This is a genomic window from Granulicella arctica (assembly GCF_025685605.1).
In the GTDB taxonomy this organism is placed as follows: domain Bacteria; phylum Acidobacteriota; class Terriglobia; order Terriglobales; family Acidobacteriaceae; genus Edaphobacter; species Edaphobacter arcticus.
On the sequence record NZ_JAGTUT010000001.1, the window covers coordinates 3,551,764 to 3,568,130 of the forward strand.

Here is a 16,367-nt window from a genome sequence, read left to right on the forward strand (position 1 = left end):
GAGACGAGCGTTTGACGCGAGTGTTGTCTGAGTTCGGGGGTACCCCCCTCCCCTGTACCTCAAGCACCAAAGTCTTCAAAACAGGTGGTTTAGGTGGGTACTTAGTCTGGCGAAGCAATAGTACGTTGCGGTGCGATCAGGGGCAAGCATGTGTAGGGGAGCGATGTTTGTCAAGTTCCCTACTCCTGTAGTCTACCGGGCAATTGCGTGTCGAGGGTGGTCACGTTTCGCCAGCCCTTTCACTTCGCCAGAGGCGAGGGCTTCTGCCGTGCTGCGCGTTTCTTGGGAGGGGCCGGAGTCTCCGTGAAGAGAACTTCGAGCGAGGCAACGGTGATGCCGTAGACGGTCCCGTTCGCGGAACGTGCCGGAGCGTAGTTGACCAGCCAGCGACGAGGGGTGTGGGGCGTGGCAATGAGCCTTCCTTCGACGACGTGTTTCTCGATCGTCTCCCCGGCTGCGACTCTTGTGAGGAGGGCGCGAAGCTCCGTGGAGGGGGTCGTGTTGAAAGCCAGGTTCAGGGCCTTTTTGCCGAGGAGCTCCTCGGCGGGCAAGCCCAGGATCTCCGCATGTCTGTCGTTCAGGCGCAGAAATCGAAAGTCTTTAGCATCCAGAAGAGCAAGGCCGATGGGGACATTGCGATAGACGGCGTCGAGCTCAGCCCATTGATCGTAGAGTTGGGCTTCGCGCTTTTCACTGGTCTGACGGCCCAGAACATGGTCGGTGACCTCGGCAGCGAGAACCATGATTCCTGTGACTTTACTTGCTACGCTACGGATGGGGTGATAGATGAGGTCGAAGTAAAGGCTCTCCTCACGTGCTGCGTTTCCTTTAAAAAGAGTGGTCGGGACCTCTTTGCCGACGTACGGCCTGCCTGATGCGTAGACGCTATCCAGCAGTTTGTAGAAGGGTTGACCTTTGAGGTCGGATAAGGCTTCGCGAATGGGCTTGCCCAGAATATCGGAGGCATCCCGGCGGATGAGAGCAACAAAGGGTTGGTTGATGAAGATGCAGTGATGCTGCGGACCGGCAAGCATGAGGAGGGGCATGGGCGCCTGGATCATGAGTTCATAGAGTCCACTGACTTGAAACGGATCGAAGACGGAGGTGGGAGGTGGGGGCAGAACCTCGTCGTTCTCTCGACGACTCATCGACCTGCGTTCGCGAAGACCGAGGAGGGCGAGTTGGTCCGAACTAAAGTTCACGTCCAGCCAGTCAGGCGAGGAAGCCGGATTCCGGACGGTTTCGAGAATTGCGGAGAACAGGCGCGTCGTGTCTTCTACGCCGACGTTTGCAGAGATCAGACGCAGGAGGAAGGCTTCCTCATCTTCATAGGTTCTGATGAGCGCAAGTGGTTCTTTGTGAGAGGGCTTCTGGGAATCCAACTCAGCCTTCACGAAGAATCGTCCGTCCTCGGTGACCCCGAAGGCGACTCTCAAAGCAGCCCTCCTTACCATGCGGTTACGTGCAGTGCTAGTGGAGAAAAAGGGGCAGAGTGCTCTAGCGACTCGGAGGAGGATGTTACTAACGTTTCGCTTTGTCGGCTTGGAGACATAGTACGCCCTAAACGATGGATGAATAATCAATCCACCGCCATAGAATTTGCTGATGGCAGAGGCGGCGTAACTAAGAGAAAAGTCGACTAGATAAGGCGGCGGCCTTCGATGTCGAGGGCTATGTGGAAGAGGGCGTCGCGGGTGGCGAGGGTGGCGTTGCCGTCTTCGAGGAAGGCGAGGCCGATGAGGTTGGGACCGGAGACGGCGAGGGTGGCCTCGCGGGTAGGCGTGACGCGAACGATGCCGCGCTGGCCGTGGAGGCTGGCGGCTACGAAGAGGTTGCCGTCGACATCGAAGGCCATGCCCTGGGCGCGGCCTAGTCCCTGGTAGAAGACGGTGATGTTGCCGTCGCGGTCGATGGAGTGGATGGCCTGGTTGGAGGAGGTAGTGGGTCCGGTGACGAGGAGGTCGCCGGCGTCGTTGAAGGCGAGGTGGTAGGCGACGAAGGAGGGCTCGAGGGTGGCGAAGACGAAGATCTCGCCGCTGGCTCCCATGGAGTCGGGTTTGCCGATCTTGAAGATGGTGCCGGAGCGGTCGCCGACGAAGAGGTTGCCGTCGCGGTCGAAGGCGATGCCGGTGGCGAGGCCGAGGCCCTCGGCGTAGGTGGAGACGGCGCCGCCGGGGGAGACGCGGTAGATGGTGCCTTCGGCGCGGGAGCTGGTGTAGAGGTAGCCGTCGGGGTCGAAGGCGAGGCCGGTGGGGTTGAGGAGGTCGCGGACGAAGGGGCGGAGCTGGAAGTCGCGCTCGATCTTGAAGATGGAGACGGGCATCTGCTGACCGCGCGAGCCGGAGAGGGTGGCGTAGACGTTGCCATCGAGATCGACTGCGGGGTTGGCGACGGGGTGCAGGTTTTCGGCCATGGGGACGGCGACGCGAAGCTGCACAGGATTGCTGGCTTCGCCATTGCGGTGGAGGACGACGTCTCCCGAGATGGAGCCCTCGGGGATGCGGAGGATGGCCTGGGAGCTGCGGCTGAAGGTGGTGCGGGCGGGGGTGTCGCCGATATTGGCGGAGGGGAGTGCGTCGGTGCTGGCATTCGGGGCACCAAGATTTCTACCGTGGAGGGCGACCTCGCCTCCGGGCATGGCGGCGTGCGGGTGGACGTGGTCGATGTGCGGCGCGGTGGGGCTGGGCTCGTGATGGAAGAGCGATGGCATTGGATCTAGTTTACGGCAGGCGAAGAGGCCTACGCGGCTTGCACAGCCTGGCGCGAACGAAACGGATTATTGGTGCGGGGGGTGCAGCGCAAGGTCCGTGGAGCCTGTTTTCCGGATAGGCGGCATCAGGGAAGCTCGTGAAGAGGGTGCTGGTATCCTCGAAGGCGCTCCTACCTTTCAAAATTATTTGAGGCCTAATGTCACGTCTGTTGTCACTATGGCTTCCTTTCTGCCTGTTCTCCGCTCTTCCTCTTACGTCAACTGCGAGTGCCCAGATCTCCGTTTACGGTACCGGCGCGGTCGCCAGATACGGGCTGAAACCTGTCAACTCCTCAACTCTTTCCTTCAAGTCGGGTGCGCCGGGCTTTGTTGTTGGAGCCTTCTACAACTTTCCGATCGAGAGCCGGGTCACGGTGGGTGTTGACGTGCGGCTGGCCGAGAGTCCGGGTGCGAAGGGCGGCATGGCCAGCGCGGTCGCTCTTCGCGTCGGCTTTGTACCCCATCATGTGCCACTCAGGCCTTACTTCGAGATCGGCGGAGGTGTGCTCAGGACCTCTACCAATGCTGAGTTGGTGACCGATGAAGTTCGTCCCGGGACCTATACCAACGGCGCTGCCATCTTTGCATTCGGTCTCGATATTCCCGTCACACTCGATTGACATCCGCGCACTAGATATTGGGTCTGAGGCGAGCGATTCCAGTGGGGTTGGGTATGCGGACAGCGGTATCGTGTTCCATTTCGGCCGACGCTAGAGCGCATCGCGTTTCATGCTCTCGATCGACCTGGAACATACAGTTCTCCGCGTAGGCGACATCCTGTAAGCTTTCCCCGACAACTTCGGTTGTCGGGGCTTCTTTCTGGAATGACGCCGGACTTCGTGTAGTTGATTGATCGGAGGGGTGATGGGGCTGGAGACGATAGGGCAGGTCGGCATTGTGGTGCGGGATCTGGCGCAAGCTAAGGACTTCTACCAGCATGTGCTGGGAATGAAGTTTTTGTTTGATGCCGGAAGCATGGTGTTCTTTCAGTGCGGATCGGTCCGGCTAATGATTGGGACGGCTGAGGCGGGGAAGCCGTTTGTGGCTGCGGGCACGATTCTCTACTTCAAGGTTGCGGACATTCAGGAGTCGCATGGCGCGCTGGCGGCGGGCGGGGTGACGTTTGTTGCGCCGCCGCATCTTGTGGCGAAGATGCCGGGGCATGATCTGTGGATGGCGTTTTTGAAGGATCCGGATGAGAACGTGATTGGGTTGATGAGTGAGGTTGCGCGGGCTGAGGTCTAGGGAATTCGCTTAGAGGAAGAGCAAGGCGATGTGGGCGCAGGCGAGGGCGAGGATGCCTGCGGCTACGTCGTCGAGCATAATGCCGGTGCCGCCGTGGAGGCGCTCGAGCTGGCGGACGGGCGGCGGCTTGAGGATGTCGAAGAGGCGGAAGAGGAGGAGCGAGAGGGCGGCGTGTCGCCAGTCGGCGGGGATGGCGATGAGCGCGATGAGCTGACCGGCTACCTCGTCGATGACGACGTGGCCGGGGTCGTCGCGGCCTGATTCACGGGCGACGATGGTGGCGGCGGGGATGCCAATGAGGGTTGCGGCCAGCGCGGCGATGATGGTGCCGAGGGTGAGTTGGAGCGGCGTGGGGTGGAGGGTGTGGGCTACTCCGAACCAGAGGAGGACGGCGGCTACGGAGCCGTAGGTGCCGGGGCCGGGGCGGAGGAGGCCTGCTCCGAAGAAGGTGCCGACTAGCCAGGCCCAGGTGGTGCGGATTTTGGGGAGGGTTGTTAGGGGTGTCTGTTTGGCCATGAAGCTTTAGTCTACGTGGCGGCGGGTTGTTCTTTGTGGCGGCGGAGGGCGTCGAGGTGGATGGCGAGGGCGATGAGGCCGCCGGTGATGGTGCAGACGGCGCGGCGATGGGCGATGAGGGCTCCGGGAAGCTGGTTGAGGGAGAGCAGGAAGACGATGTACGAGGTGAGGCAGAGGGTAAAGAGACCGTAGTTGACGGTGTTGGTGGCGTAGGCGCAGAAGGCGAAGGCGGCGGCGAGGATGGCGAGGTAGATGGGGTCGGGGTGGATGTGGACGAGGAAGAAGGTGGAGAGGACGGCGCCGACGAGGGTTCCGCCGATGCGGAGGAGGGCGCGAGTGAGGGTCTCGAAGAAGGCGGGCTTCTGGACGAGGAGCGCGGTCATGGGAATCCAGTAGCCGCTCTGAACTCCGGCGCGCCGGTAGACCTCTGCCGCGAGGGTGACGGTGATGGCGAGACGGAGGGCGTAGCCGAAGCTGGTGGCCTGGCTGAGGCGTGGGAGCGCTTTGGGAATGGCGCGGAGTTGGGTGAGGAGGGTGCGGCGGTCGATGCGGTCGGGCTCCTCGATGTGGAGGAGGTGGTTGACGCTGACGCCACCGGCGTAGGGGAGTTGCAGGAGATTGTTCTTCAACTCGGGGAGGAGCTTGAGGAAGAGGCTGGTGACGAGAATCTGGAGGCCTCCGCCGAGGAGGATGAGGAGGCCGCGGATGAAGGCGTGGTAGAGGTCTGCGGGGAAGGCGGAGGTGACGAGGAGGGTGACGACGGCCTGCTGGCCGACCCAACTGATTCCGGCGGCGCGGGCGGTGAGGAGGCCGTAGATGAAGCTCCATGCGGCGGCTGCGGCGAGGAGGGTGAGGCCGCGATGGCCGACGATCATGCCGGCGACGGTCGAGAGAAACATGACGATGGTGGCGGCGATCATGGGCCAGAGGCGGGAGTCGGCAATGCGCTGGTTGATGCCGAAGCCTACGGTCATGGCTCCTCCACCGGCGATGAGGCCTGCGGAGGGATGGCCGACGAGGACGCCTGTGACGAGGCAGAGGGCGATGGAGATGGAGCAGATGAGCGGAACGCGGAGGTAGAGGTGGGTCCAGTCGAAGGTGTACAGGTCGGCGAAGTAGCCGTGATGGGCGACCTGGGCGACGGGCGGGGTGGAAGGTGTGGTGGCCACTGTGTCTATTTTCTATGATGCCTTGGGTTGAGACGGTAAGCGCCGATGCAGGTTCCGTTCGGTGGCGAAGGCAACCGCAGGTCCTTCGACTTCGCTCAGGATGACGGTATGTGGATGCTCGGCAAGAAAGAACGGCGACCCTATGTGGGCCGCCGTTAGAAAGAGATTGCAGGTCGACGTTACTGGTGGAATAGCTTCAGCTTTGCGGGTACGGTTCCGGGGGTGAAGGTGACGCCGCGAAGGACTTCAGCGAAGCCTGCATCCTTGATCTCCATGAAGGGCATAAGGGCTCCGACAGCGGGGCTGGTGTTTGAAATGAGATCAGCGAAGGCTACGAGCTTGTTGGGGTCGGCACCCTGATCACCGCCGCCACTGACGGTTGAGGTAATGGCGTAGATGACAGCGACCGTGCCCTCAACTCCGACAGCACCGGCGATGTTGCGGATGCCGTCAGTGGCCGGGGCCCATGGCAGGTTGGTTGCGGGGTTGTTTCCGGTGGGATAGTTGGCGACGGTGTAGGGGATGCCGAGCTTCAGGCCGGAGTTCAGCGTGTAGGCAAGGCTCCAGAGCTGTGTCTGGGGGTTGAAGACCCACTTCTGGAGGCCAGCGGTGGTCTGTGCGGCGGCAGCAGCGTAGGGGGTGGTTCCGCTGAAAGTACCGTTGCCTTCATCCGCTACGTAGAGGGTGTTTTCGTTGGCGAAGAAAAGGCCGAAGGGGAAGCTCGGGGTCTTGGCCGTCTTGGCTGGGGTGGATGGGAAGCCTGCGAGGATGCACATGTTGCTGGGTAGGCCGGTGGTGGCGAGGGTGGTCGTGCTATACGGGATTGAGGTAGTTGGAAGCGGTGCACCAGGCTTAGGAAGACCGATGCCGTTGGGGCAGGCGCCGCCTACGGTGTCGACGAAGTAGACGGTGTTGACCCCGTTGCTGCCGCTGCCCTTGGTGTAATAGAGGACGTTGTTGAAGACGGTCATGCCGCGGAAGTTATCGTCTTTGCCGATCTTGTCTGCAGCGACGCCGAGCTGGGCGATGCTAAAGCTGGCGACGGGGGTGGGGAGGCCGGGAGCCTGGGGAACTTCGCTGCCCGTGACGGGGGTGATGATCTGCGCGCCTGCTCCGGCGACGACGCCGTAGGGCTGGGGGTTGGCTCCATCGCCAGCGTTGCCGGCGGTGTAGTAGAACTCGTCGCCGCCGTAGTTGTTGAGGATGGCGACGCGGCCGTTGTTGCCGCTGTAGGCGTCAGTTTCAGTGATGGTGAGGTCGCCGGCCTTGTTGATGCGGGCGACGGCGCGGTAGGTGGGAACCTGTCCGTCTGGATTGGTCGGGTCGATCGCGCCGGGGGTGTTGGAGTTGGAGACGTCTACGGTGTTGGGCGCAGCGACGTAGCCCATGAAGGTGATGAACTTGTTGTCGAGGGAGAGATTGAGGCCGATCTCAGACTTGGAGCTGAAGCTGGTGACGAGCTTCTTGTTGCCGGTGCTCGGGATCTCAAGCGTGTTGATAAGGGTGCCCTCGACGGCAAGCTGGTCGAGGTAGATCTTCGAGGTGATGCCGAAGGCCGGGTCATAGAGAACATCGTTGAAGACCTGGGGATAGGTGCCGTTGTAGGGCGCACCGGTCGATGCGGAGCAGGCGCCGAGGGTGGTTGCGCAGTTCGGGGGGAGGATGGTGCCAACTTTGACGGTGTTTGCCTTGCTCTCATAGACGCTGCGGCTGACGACGAGATTGCCGGGCGTGAACTGCTGTGCGAAGGCAGGGAGGCTGGGGATGAGGGCACAGAACGAGAGGGTGGCGATGCCTTTGGCGAGAAGGCGCGACGATACGGAACGACTGGGCTGCATGGGTTCTCCTGGAAAGCGACCTCTCGTCTGAGATGGGCCGCGGAACTTACGCTAGCAGTCGTTTGGGAGGCGATTGTTACAGCAGATTGAATGTGAACGGGAAAGCATTCCGGGTTACCAGAAATCGGCTGGCAGGACGTTATTTTGGGTACTTAAGGCCTGGCTTTGAGTGCCGGTAAGAACTGCACGATCTCCTGCGATTTCAACGACTTAAGCTTATCTTAAGGTTGATGCTGGGGTGCGCTTATTGTCTTCAGGAGGGGTCCTCTAATGAGGTGGTCTGGGTACCAGGGTCTTCCTCGGCAACCCGAGACGATTCGACGTCGATTCCGATGAGGCGGAGGATGGCGAGGGCGTTTGAGGTGGGGTTGACGCCGGGTTTGAGGCGGTAGTCGAAGGCGAGGGGGTCGGCGGGATCGGGGCTTGCCATGTGGAGGTTGACGGCGTGCAACGTGGGCTCGGCAGCCATCTCGGTAAGGGTGAGGTCGTGGGTGGATAGGGCGCCGATGGCGTTGTTGCGGAGGAGGGCGGTGGCGACGGCCTGGGCGGCGATGCGGCGGTCGAGGGAGTTGGTGCCGCTGAAGATCTCGTCGATGAGGAAGAGGATGGGGCGCGGCTGAGCGGACGCCTGGAGGATGGCGTGGAGGCGCTCGACCTCGGCGAGGAACTTGGACTTGCCCTCGGCGAGCGAGTCGGTGAGGGCGATGGAGGCGCCGATAGTGAGGGGCGAGAGGCGAGCGGCGGTGGCGCGAATGGGTGCTCCGGCGGCGGCGAGGACGGCGTTGAGGCCGATGGCGCGGAGGAGTGTGGATTTGCCAGCCATGTTGGAGCCACTGATGAGATAGAGGCTGGTGATTCCGTTGAGGGCTATGTCGTTGGTAACGGCGTCGTGTGGAAGCAGGGGGTGGGCGAGGGCGGTGGCTTCGAAGGTGGCGGTGCCGGTGGGGAGGATCTCCGGGTAGATGTTTTCGGGGTGCTCGTAGGCGTAGGTGGCTAGGGCGTTGAGGGATTCGAACTCGGCCCAGGCCGCGAGCCACTGCTTCATGGCGGCGGCGTTCTGACGCTTCCATTTGGCGATGGAGATGGCGGCGTGGGTGCCGACGGAGAGGAAGAGCGAGAGGACGAGGGAGATGTTCTTGGTGCGCTGCTCAACGACGGTGAACTGGCGCTGCATCTGGGCGAGGAGCGGGACGGCGTTGCTGGGCTCCCGGGAGCGTCGTTGGAGGGCGACGAGGCGTAGGGCGGTGAACGGCTCGGCCTGGAGGAGAGCGAGACCGTCGCGGAACATCTCCATCTGATTTGCAAGGCGCGAGGAGGCATCGAGGACAGGAACGACGCGTTTACGGATGGAGAGGGCGATGGCGGACTGGATGGCTAGGACGGCGAGAATGTTCAGCCGGAGAATGGACCAGGGAGCGAGATTCAGGACGCCTGCGAGGGTGAGGAGGAGGTAGGTGGAGGTGGTCGCGAGGAGAGCGATGCGATAGGCGGGATGGAAGAGGGGCGGCGGCTCGTCGAGCCACTGGTCGAAGAAGTCGGCGGGGACCTGCTGGAACTCCGTAACGCCGAGGAGGTGGATCTGTTCGCGAAGGGTGTTGCGGGGGACTAGCTGCTCGATGGCCTGCTGCCGCTCGATGGTCGCTTCGCGATCTGGTGAGTGGAGGAGGTCGTTCGCGAGTCCACGTTGACCTACTCCGGTGCGAACGGTGGCGAGAAGGCCAAACAGGGAGTCAGGCCCAAGAATGGCAAGGTCATGGTCGTAGAGGTGTGCGGCTGTGCGGAAGATTTCGCCAGTATGTCCGGACTGGGGGTTCTGTCCGGCGACTCGAAGAGATGCCGACCTATATAAGCTAACAAGTCTTCTCTTTTGAGCAATTTGCCGACCTATTAAGAAGTATCGGTATAAGTAAATGGCAATCGCAGAGGTTAGTATTGCCAGGGGCCAGGCTGGAAGAAGGGATCGCAGGTAGAGAACGAAATTTGCCGTCGCCAAACCAACTAGAACGAATAATATGCGCCAAATTAATGATGTTTTAGATTGAGATGTCGCAAGTTCGCTTTCGAGGCTGGCGAGGCGATCGGTATAGAAGATCTCAGCGGGGGCGGTAGGGGTGTGCGTCATGGACTGGAGTTCAGCATACCTGCGATGGTAGACTCAACGAGTGCCGGGTCCTACGCGACGTAATCCCGCCAACCCCGCCAGGTCCGGAAGGAAGCAACGGTAACGGGCTAGTATGGGCGCAGTAGGAGCCCCGGCATTAATCCTTCCTCACGCCAGTTCATTCGCGGTTACGCAATGGCGCAGTAGGAGCCCCGGCGTTAGATCCTTCCTCACGCCGATTTGTTCGCGATTACGCAATGGCGCAGTAGGAGCCCCGGCATTAATCCTTCGCTCACGCCGATTGTTCGCGATTACGCGATGGCGCAGTAGGAGCACCGGCACTAATCCTTCCTCGCGCCGCTTTATTCGCGATTACGCGATGGCGCAGTAGAAGTCCCGGCACTAATCCTTCCTCACGCCGCTTTATTCGCGATGACGCGATGGCGCAGTAGGAGCCCCGGTACTAATCTTTTCTTCAGGGCCACTTCATCCTACAAAGTGATGAGGCATTGCAGTTGACCTGCGAGGCTTTGAGGCGCGGTCACACTCCTCTCTAAATCTATAAGCTGCTGCCGCTGGTGCAGTTTCTAGTGACAGTTTTGCGTCTCCAGACGAGAATGGGCGTCTGTATGTGTGAGCGTTCCTTTGTAATAGTTTTGTATTCTGGTGAGATGTCGGTAGGATTTGGCGTAACGAGGTAATCCTTTGAGTTTGAAGTTGAGACCGCAGATGCGGTCAGGAGCAAAGATAAGTTCGATCGGGGTGTATGTACCGCCGAAACTTTTGACGAATGCCGATCTTGAGAAGATGGTGGCTACGAATGATGAGTGGATCGTTGAACGGACGGGGATTCACCAGCGGCACATTGTCGAACCTGGGGTGGCGACGAGTGACCTGGCGGCAGAGGCGGCGCGCTGTTGCCTGAAGCGGCGTGGGATCGAGGCCAGCGAGGTCGAGATGATCATCGTGGCGACGGTGACGCCGGACATGATGTTTCCGGCTACGGCCTGCCTGGTTCAGGAAAAGATCGGTGCCACCGGCGCGTGGGGATTCGATCTTTCGGCGGCGTGCTCAGGGTTCATCTATGCGCTGCAGCTTGGGGCAAAGCTGATCGAGTCGGGTGTGCATAAGAAGGTGATGGTGATTGGGGCCGATGTGATGAGTTCGATTCTGGACTACACAGACCGGTCGACCTGCATCCTTTTCGGAGATGGGGCCGGGGCTGTTCTGCTTGAACCAACCGAAGAGGGCGAGATCGGCTTTGTGGACTTTGTACACGAGATCGATGGTTCCGGGGGATCTTCGCTGTACATGCCTGGCGGCGGAAGTCTGCACCCTTCGACTGCTGAGACAGTGGCGGCGAAGATGCATTTTGTGCACCAGGAGGGCGGGGCAGTGTTCAAGGTGGCCGTGCGGAAGATGGCGGAGTTGAGCGAGACGCTGCTGACCCGGAACGAGCTTACGGCTGCGGATCTCGACTGCTTTATCCCGCATCAGGCGAATCGGCGGATTATCCAGGCGACGGCGGAACGGCTTGGCTTGCCCGAGGATAAGGTCGTGATCAACATTGGAGAGTACGGCAATACGACGGCGGGAACGATCCCGCTGGCGATGAACACGGCACTTGACCGGGATCGGTTGCACAAGGGCGATACGGTCTTGCTGGCCTCCTTCGGCGGCGGATTTACAGTGGGGACGACGCTTCTGCGCTGGGAGATGTAAGCGGCTTCGCTAAAGGGGAACGGAAGGTAGTTACGCTGCGTAGAGGTGAACACGGGCCAAGTAGATTCGGAGATTTCAGGAGGCGGGCATGGCGCACGATCCGATCTGGATGAGGGTGTTTCTCGGGGTTCATATAGCGGCGGGGGCTTCGTCATTTCTGCTGGCTCCGGTTGCTTTGGCTACGGCAAAGGGTGGCAAGGCGCATCGACGTTGGGGAATGGTCTACCTGTGGTCCATGGGGATCGTCGCGGCGACCGCTCTGCCGATGGCGCTGTATCGACCGGTGCTGTTTCTCGCGCTGGTGGCGGTATTCAGCTTCTACGCAGCGTTCTCCGGGTATCGCGTGACAAAGCTGAAGGCGCTGGTGCGGGGTGGGTCTGCACAGCCAGTCGACTGGATCGCGGGACTTGTGACTCTCTGCTCGAGTGCGGCGCTTGCTGGGCTGGGTGCATTCAAGCCGGCGGCGGTGCAGAACCTGGGGATTGTCGCAATCGTGTTCGGTTTTCTCGGAATGAGGTTAGCGGGGTCGCAACTCTGGTCGTTTGTACGGAAGCCTTCCGAGAAGATGTTCTGGTGGTACTCGCACCTTGGCAACATGATTGGGAGCTATATCGCGGCCTGGACAGCATTCTCTGTGGTGACTCTGCCGCATTTGATCCCGGGCGGGATCTACCTTTGGCTCTGGCCCACGGCGATTGGGGTTCCGGCTATTGTTTTGACGACGGGATACTACAAGCGGAAGTTCGCGCCGAGGGCTGTTGTGGCCTAAAACTGAAGGCTACCGCGGCTTTGCGCGGAGGAACGCGGATTCAGAGACGATCGATCCTTTGGAATTCTTATGGCAGCGGACTGGAAATACTCTCAGTGCGCCGGCAGAATACTGTACTAAGTCACCTGTTTAGTGGACTTTGCCTACAACTCCCCTGTAATGAATACTTTAAGGTGACTTGTAGCGCTAAGTCGCTGACGTTGAAGGGCTTAGGACTTCACCGGATTTGAAAAAGGCGTCATCTTCTCAGGCCTGGGCGGGGTTTTTGCGCTGGATGCCCATCGAGCGCGAGGTCTTGTAGAGCTTGTAGAAGGCGATGGCGCAGCTGATGAGGATGGCCGACCAGAGGACGACGAGGATGGTCGTTGCCCACTTTTCGGTGAAGTGGTTCCAGAAGCGAAGGACCTGTCTGCCGTACTCGACGCCCAGCCATGCCGCGGCGGAGTGACGGAGGCCGCGGCTGATGGTGAAGGTGGTGAGGAACTTGCGCCTGGACATCTTGAGGGCTCCGGCGGCAAGGACGAAGGGGCTGAGCGGCATGGGCGGTGGCAGGATGGCGGGGAGTGCTACGGCGAGGATGGCATGGTTCTCCATCCATCCGCAGACGCGCTTGAAGATGCGGGGTGGCACGTTCTTCTCAAGAAAGGCCATGCCGCCGGAGTGACCCACCTGGTAGCTGAGATAGCCGCCAATGGCGGAGCCGGCTGTCGCGAGCGCCACGAGCAGGATCAGGTTGGAGTGCTGCGCGGCGAGCACGATGATCATGATGTCGGTGATGCCGGGGAGCGGCAGGGGGACGAAGGAGGAGTCCACGACGGAGACGAGGAAGACACCGAAGATGCCGAAGTGGATGAAGAGATGGAGAAGCTTGTTGGGGTGGTGCGCCACGGGAGCGAGAGCCTCAACTGCGCTGGAGGCGATGGATCGTGCAGTAAGGATGAGGCTCATGGTGGATAAGACGTGAGTTAGAGGCTGGAAGTCGCGTTATTTGATTTTATGGCGATCTAGAGGGAGGCCTAATCCCGATAAGAGCGGATAAACCGATCCAATCTTGGATGAGGCTGGTGTATGTCGCCGGGTGCTAGAGGAAGTTCAAGGGGCCTAGCGGGGGCAGCGCGTTGATTTCGGCGGCGTAGGTGCGGAAGAGATTGACGGCTTCGATGCAGGGTTTGGTCAGGGTGTAGTGGATGTTTCGGGTGAGGTAGTGGTGGATAGTCGTTGGGGTCAGGGGTATGCGGGGAGTCCACTCGGCTACGAGAGCTTCGGTGTTGAGGAGACCGGCGTCGCGGGAGTGTTGGAGGTCCTGGACGAGCTGGGTCGGGGTGATGCCTGTTTTGGGCAGGGCCTCGGGGCGGACGGCCCAGACAGCGGCTACCCAAGGGAGTTGGGTGCGGGTGTGCCACTCGTGGGCGAGGTCGAACCATTGGCAGGGTCCGGCGGACTGCTCGATCTCGTCGCGGGCTTCGAGGGCGAGCAAGGCCGGGTCGCCGATGAGGAGGGCGGCGTCGGCTTGCTGAAGCATGGCGATGGGATCGGCAGCGGCGGGAACGAAAGCCGGGTCGGTGCCGAGGAACTTGCGGAAGAGAACCTGGGTGTAGGCGAGGGAGCTGCGGGAGGCGGTGTCAGCGGCTACGGTGCGGACGGTCTCGAGGGTATGTGGAGCCTTAACGATGAGCTGGATGGAACGGACACGGTCGAGTGAGGCGATGGTGCAGCCGGGCACGATGGCGAGTTCGGGCGTGAGAGCGGCGATGGGGATGAGGCCAAGGTCGGCGCGACCGGAGAGTAGCTCGGCTGCACACAAGGAGGGTTGCGTGTAGTGGAGGTCGTACCGCTCGGCGAGGTGGGTGTTCGTCGGTGGGTGCTCGAAGTCCCACATGAGGGGAGCGGGATTGAGGAAGTTGATTGCGGCTACGCGGAGCTTCGGTGAAGAGTGGGACACAGAGGTTAGATGATCCCGGGGCTCGCAGGGTGCGGAACGGCTACATGGTGAAGTGATCGGGTATGTCGACGAGTTGCCACTTCTGGGCGGGGGTCTGCTTCCAGGGAGCTATTACGACGCGGAGGTCGCCGTGGCCGTCGGCGTCGATGGCCGTGAGGACGCCCGACTTGTCGGGTGCCTCGATTTCGTAGAGGCCGTCGGGAAGTGCGATGAAGTGAAGGCTTTCTGCCTGCTGATTGGTTGGTGTTGAGGGCATCTGGACCAGGGGCCGGGTGGGGGCAGCGGGCTGAATCTCAAAAGACTTCGCGGTGAAGTAGTTGACCAGCCGCGTGCCTTCTGGCGTGGGTTCGAAGTGCCAGGCCATACACTTCCAGGTTTGGTAGGGGTAGAGGACGATGGGTTCGCCGTCTTTGTTGCTGGCTTCGCGGGGTCGCAGGAAGAGGCCGTATTGTTGGTTGCGAAGGCCGTGCGAACCTTGCGGCTGCGCGAGGGTGGGTAACGGCTGAGAGTGGAGAACAGGCATCGCGATGAGTAGAAGAAGCGCGGCGATCATGGGTCTGACTATATATCCTGTCTCGCCTGGTTGCGACCCGGCGCGTCAGGAGTGCAGGTGGTACTCAGGGAGTGGATGGTTGTCTTCGGAGGGCGGTGTTTCTGCCGCTTCTACGCGATTACGACCGAGCCGCTTGGCGCGGTAGAGAGCCTGATCGGAGAGTTCGAGCAAGGTCAGGACGGAGACGTCGGTGGTGGGTGTGGTGCTGGCGACTCCGATGCTGACGCTCTGGCGTCCGATGGGGCTGCCGGAGTGTTCGATGGAGGCAGACAGGACGGACCTGCGAATGAGGTCGGCTATCGACAGGGCTTCCTCGGCGCTGACACCGGGCAGGACAGCGGCAAACTCCTCGCCACCGAGACGGAAGAGTTTGGCGGAAGGGCAGCAGAGAAGGGCATCGGCGATGGAGGTAGCGATACGGCGGAGGCAGACGTCCCCGGCGAGGTGGCCGTAGATATCGTTGTAGGTCTTGAAGAGGTCGACGTCAATGGAGAGGATGGCGAGGTGCTGGCTGGTCGCGTTCGAGCGTAACCATTCGGCATTGAGTCGTTCGTCGAAGGCACGGCGGTTGCCTTGACCGGTAAGAGCGTCGATGTTTGCGAGTTCACGGTAACGGGCCTCACTCTTCTCGAGGGAGGCTAGCAGACGCTGGCGCTGTTCCAGGAGGGCGGCTACAGGAAAACTGGTGAAAAGACCCACGGCCAGAAAGATCTGAACGACGACGATGCGGTGGAGCATGGTGGAGTTCGGAATCAGCATCAAGGGACCGTGCCCGGTGACGGTGAGCGAGATAGCGGTGCAGGCCATGACGAAGACGGAGAGGACAGCACCAGGGAAGCCGAGTCGAAAGACGACGAAGAGAAGGGCGGGATATATGGCAAAGATCAGCGGATCGTGGTCGTGGTGGAAGACGACGAAGGTGGCGGTGGCTGGAATAGCGAGGGAGAGGAGGGTTTTTGGTAGTTGTTTCGGCTGCAGCACGGTGAAGAAGCCGGGGCGCTGCAGGATGTAGACGAGTGGAGCAACGATGGCCATGCCAAGGCAGTCGCCGAGATACCAGGTGCGGACCATCTGCCACCAGGGTCCGGTGGTCTGGAAGATCATGAGCCAGAAGGTGCCGAGAAAACTGCAGATGAGGGGACCGACGACTACGGCAACAATCAGAAAGCCGACAAGGGGCCTCAGTCGCGAGAGTTTAAAGGGCTGACCGAACCATTGTGTGAGCAGGAGCGAAGCAAGGATGACCTCGATGGAGTTGGCAACGGAGACGCCGAGTGCCAGTAGGAATCGATCGCCGTAGATCACATCGGCCAAGGTATCGGCGATAAGGCCGATGAGGAAAAACCAGGGCCAGATGGCGCGGGGTCGCCGGATGATGATGGCAAAGAGGAGTCCGTTGCTGAACCAGATGGTGGCGACGCCCTCAGAGTGCCGGGAGAGATCGATGCCAAGCCAGGAGAAGAGGAGCATGACGAGGAAGGTGCCGAGCAACTCGCGCCAGAGGGATAGGGAACGAGCGGGCGGATCGGCATCCGAGGTCGGGCTTGAATCAAACTCCGCGGTCGTTGGTTGTAGTGGAGTCATGAGGGATTATCGTAGTGCAAGTTCGCACGGAAGTAACTCTATTTCATGCGTTCAGCAGAAGCTGATGTTCCGCCTAACTGGCAAATGCTTGACTTGGAACGGAGCGGGGGCTAGGCTCTGCCGTCATCCGGTGAGTATCGGCAGTTCTCCAGAGAAGGTGGCGACGGATGAGTGCAAGT

General features: G+C 60.9%; 14 protein-coding genes and 1 other RNA gene. 5 read left to right on the top strand and 10 right to left on the bottom strand.

Annotated elements, in window-relative coordinates:
- Positions 1-239: 239 nt before the first annotated feature.
- Both OHL20_RS15155 and OHL20_RS15160 read right to left on the bottom strand, forming a co-directional pair.
- Complete coding sequence (locus OHL20_RS15155; RefSeq protein ID WP_263384017.1) at positions 240-1,436, bottom strand: PAS domain-containing protein; 1,197 nt, start codon at positions 1,434-1,436, stop codon at positions 240-242.
- Positions 1,437-1,639: 203 nt separating this feature from the next.
- Positions 1,640-2,710, bottom strand: coding sequence for a Vgb family protein (locus OHL20_RS15160; RefSeq protein ID WP_263384018.1), 1,071 nt, complete (start codon positions 2,708-2,710; stop codon positions 1,640-1,642).
- Positions 2,711-2,907: 197 nt separating this feature from the next.
- On the opposite strand from OHL20_RS15160, the gene OHL20_RS15165 reads away from it, so the two are divergent.
- Together OHL20_RS15165 and OHL20_RS15170 are read left to right on the top strand one after the other, a co-directional pair.
- Complete coding sequence (locus OHL20_RS15165; protein WP_263384019.1) at positions 2,908-3,369, top strand: hypothetical protein; 462 nt, start codon at positions 2,908-2,910, stop codon at positions 3,367-3,369.
- Positions 3,370-3,613: 244 nt separating this feature from the next.
- A complete protein-coding gene (locus OHL20_RS15170) occupies positions 3,614-3,994 on the top strand; it encodes a VOC family protein (RefSeq protein ID WP_263384020.1) in 381 nt (126 codons plus the stop codon).
- 9 nt (positions 3,995-4,003) lie between these two features.
- Here the strand turns inward: OHL20_RS15170 and OHL20_RS15175 are convergent, their stop codons facing one another.
- From OHL20_RS15175 to OHL20_RS15190, 4 genes are all read right to left on the bottom strand, one after another.
- Positions 4,004-4,510 carry a phosphatidylglycerophosphatase A family protein gene (locus tag OHL20_RS15175; RefSeq protein ID WP_263384021.1) on the bottom strand — a complete coding sequence of 169 codons (507 nt, stop codon included), beginning with the start codon at positions 4,508-4,510 and terminating at the stop codon, positions 4,004-4,006.
- A gap of 11 nt (positions 4,511-4,521) precedes the next feature.
- Positions 4,522-5,679 (bottom strand): FUSC family protein, encoded by a 1,158-nt coding sequence (locus OHL20_RS15180; protein ID WP_263384022.1) that lies wholly within the window; start codon positions 5,677-5,679, stop codon positions 4,522-4,524.
- 179 nt (positions 5,680-5,858) lie between these two features.
- Positions 5,859-7,517, bottom strand: coding sequence for a hypothetical protein (locus OHL20_RS15185; RefSeq protein ID WP_263384023.1), 1,659 nt, complete (start codon positions 7,515-7,517; stop codon positions 5,859-5,861).
- A gap of 253 nt (positions 7,518-7,770) precedes the next feature.
- Positions 7,771-9,510, bottom strand: coding sequence for a MutS-related protein (locus OHL20_RS15190; RefSeq protein WP_263384024.1), 1,740 nt, complete (start codon positions 9,508-9,510; stop codon positions 7,771-7,773).
- Positions 9,511-9,680: 170 nt separating this feature from the next.
- On the opposite strand from OHL20_RS15190, the gene ffs reads away from it, so the two are divergent.
- From ffs to OHL20_RS15205, 3 genes are all read left to right on the top strand, one after another.
- Positions 9,681-9,778, top strand: an RNA gene (ffs, locus tag OHL20_RS15195) — signal recognition particle sRNA small type.
- Positions 9,779-10,347: 569 nt separating this feature from the next.
- On the top strand, positions 10,348-11,340 hold the full coding sequence (locus tag OHL20_RS15200) for a beta-ketoacyl-ACP synthase III (RefSeq protein ID WP_263384025.1): 993 nt from the start codon (positions 10,348-10,350) through the stop codon (positions 11,338-11,340).
- A gap of 88 nt (positions 11,341-11,428) precedes the next feature.
- Positions 11,429-12,109 (top strand): DUF2306 domain-containing protein, encoded by a 681-nt coding sequence (locus OHL20_RS15205; RefSeq protein ID WP_263384026.1) that lies wholly within the window; start codon positions 11,429-11,431, stop codon positions 12,107-12,109.
- A 246-nt stretch (positions 12,110-12,355) separates the two neighbouring features.
- Here OHL20_RS15205 and OHL20_RS15210 read toward each other — a convergent pair whose 3' ends face one another.
- The 4 genes from OHL20_RS15210 to OHL20_RS15225 form a co-directional block, all read right to left on the bottom strand.
- Complete coding sequence (locus OHL20_RS15210; RefSeq protein WP_263384027.1) at positions 12,356-13,057, bottom strand: YqaA family protein; 702 nt, start codon at positions 13,055-13,057, stop codon at positions 12,356-12,358.
- 133 nt (positions 13,058-13,190) lie between these two features.
- Complete coding sequence (locus tag OHL20_RS15215) at positions 13,191-14,051, bottom strand: menaquinone biosynthetic enzyme MqnA/MqnD family protein (protein ID WP_263384028.1); 861 nt, start codon at positions 14,049-14,051, stop codon at positions 13,191-13,193.
- Positions 14,052-14,091: 40 nt separating this feature from the next.
- A complete protein-coding gene (locus tag OHL20_RS15220; protein ID WP_263384029.1) occupies positions 14,092-14,604 on the bottom strand; it encodes an RICIN domain-containing protein in 513 nt (170 codons plus the stop codon).
- Positions 14,605-14,649: 45 nt separating this feature from the next.
- Positions 14,650-16,188 (bottom strand): GGDEF domain-containing protein, encoded by a 1,539-nt coding sequence (locus OHL20_RS15225; protein WP_263384030.1) that lies wholly within the window; start codon positions 16,186-16,188, stop codon positions 14,650-14,652.
- Positions 16,189-16,367: the final 179 nt, after the last annotated feature.

Excerpts from the sequence above, each read along its gene's own strand:
- OHL20_RS15170 (WP_263384020.1), top strand. The coding sequence starts at position 3,614 with ATGGGGCTGGAGACGATAGGGCAGGTCGGCATTGTGGTGCGGGATCTG.
- OHL20_RS15220 (WP_263384029.1), bottom strand. The coding sequence starts at position 14,604 with ATGATCGCCGCGCTTCTTCTACTCATCGCGATGCCTGTTCTCCACTCT.
- OHL20_RS15210 (WP_263384027.1), bottom strand. The coding sequence starts at position 13,057 with ATGAGCCTCATCCTTACTGCACGATCCATCGCCTCCAGCGCAGTTGAG.
- OHL20_RS15200 (WP_263384025.1), top strand. The coding sequence starts at position 10,348 with ATGCGGTCAGGAGCAAAGATAAGTTCGATCGGGGTGTATGTACCGCCG.
- OHL20_RS15205 (WP_263384026.1), top strand. The coding sequence starts at position 11,429 with ATGGCGCACGATCCGATCTGGATGAGGGTGTTTCTCGGGGTTCATATA.
- OHL20_RS15185 (WP_263384023.1), bottom strand. The coding sequence starts at position 7,517 with ATGCAGCCCAGTCGTTCCGTATCGTCGCGCCTTCTCGCCAAAGGCATC.
- OHL20_RS15225 (WP_263384030.1), bottom strand. The coding sequence starts at position 16,188 with ATGACTCCACTACAACCAACGACCGCGGAGTTTGATTCAAGCCCGACC.
- OHL20_RS15160 (WP_263384018.1), bottom strand. The coding sequence starts at position 2,710 with ATGCCATCGCTCTTCCATCACGAGCCCAGCCCCACCGCGCCGCACATC.
- OHL20_RS15175 (WP_263384021.1), bottom strand. The coding sequence starts at position 4,510 with ATGGCCAAACAGACACCCCTAACAACCCTCCCCAAAATCCGCACCACC.
- OHL20_RS15165 (WP_263384019.1), top strand. The coding sequence starts at position 2,908 with ATGTCACGTCTGTTGTCACTATGGCTTCCTTTCTGCCTGTTCTCCGCT.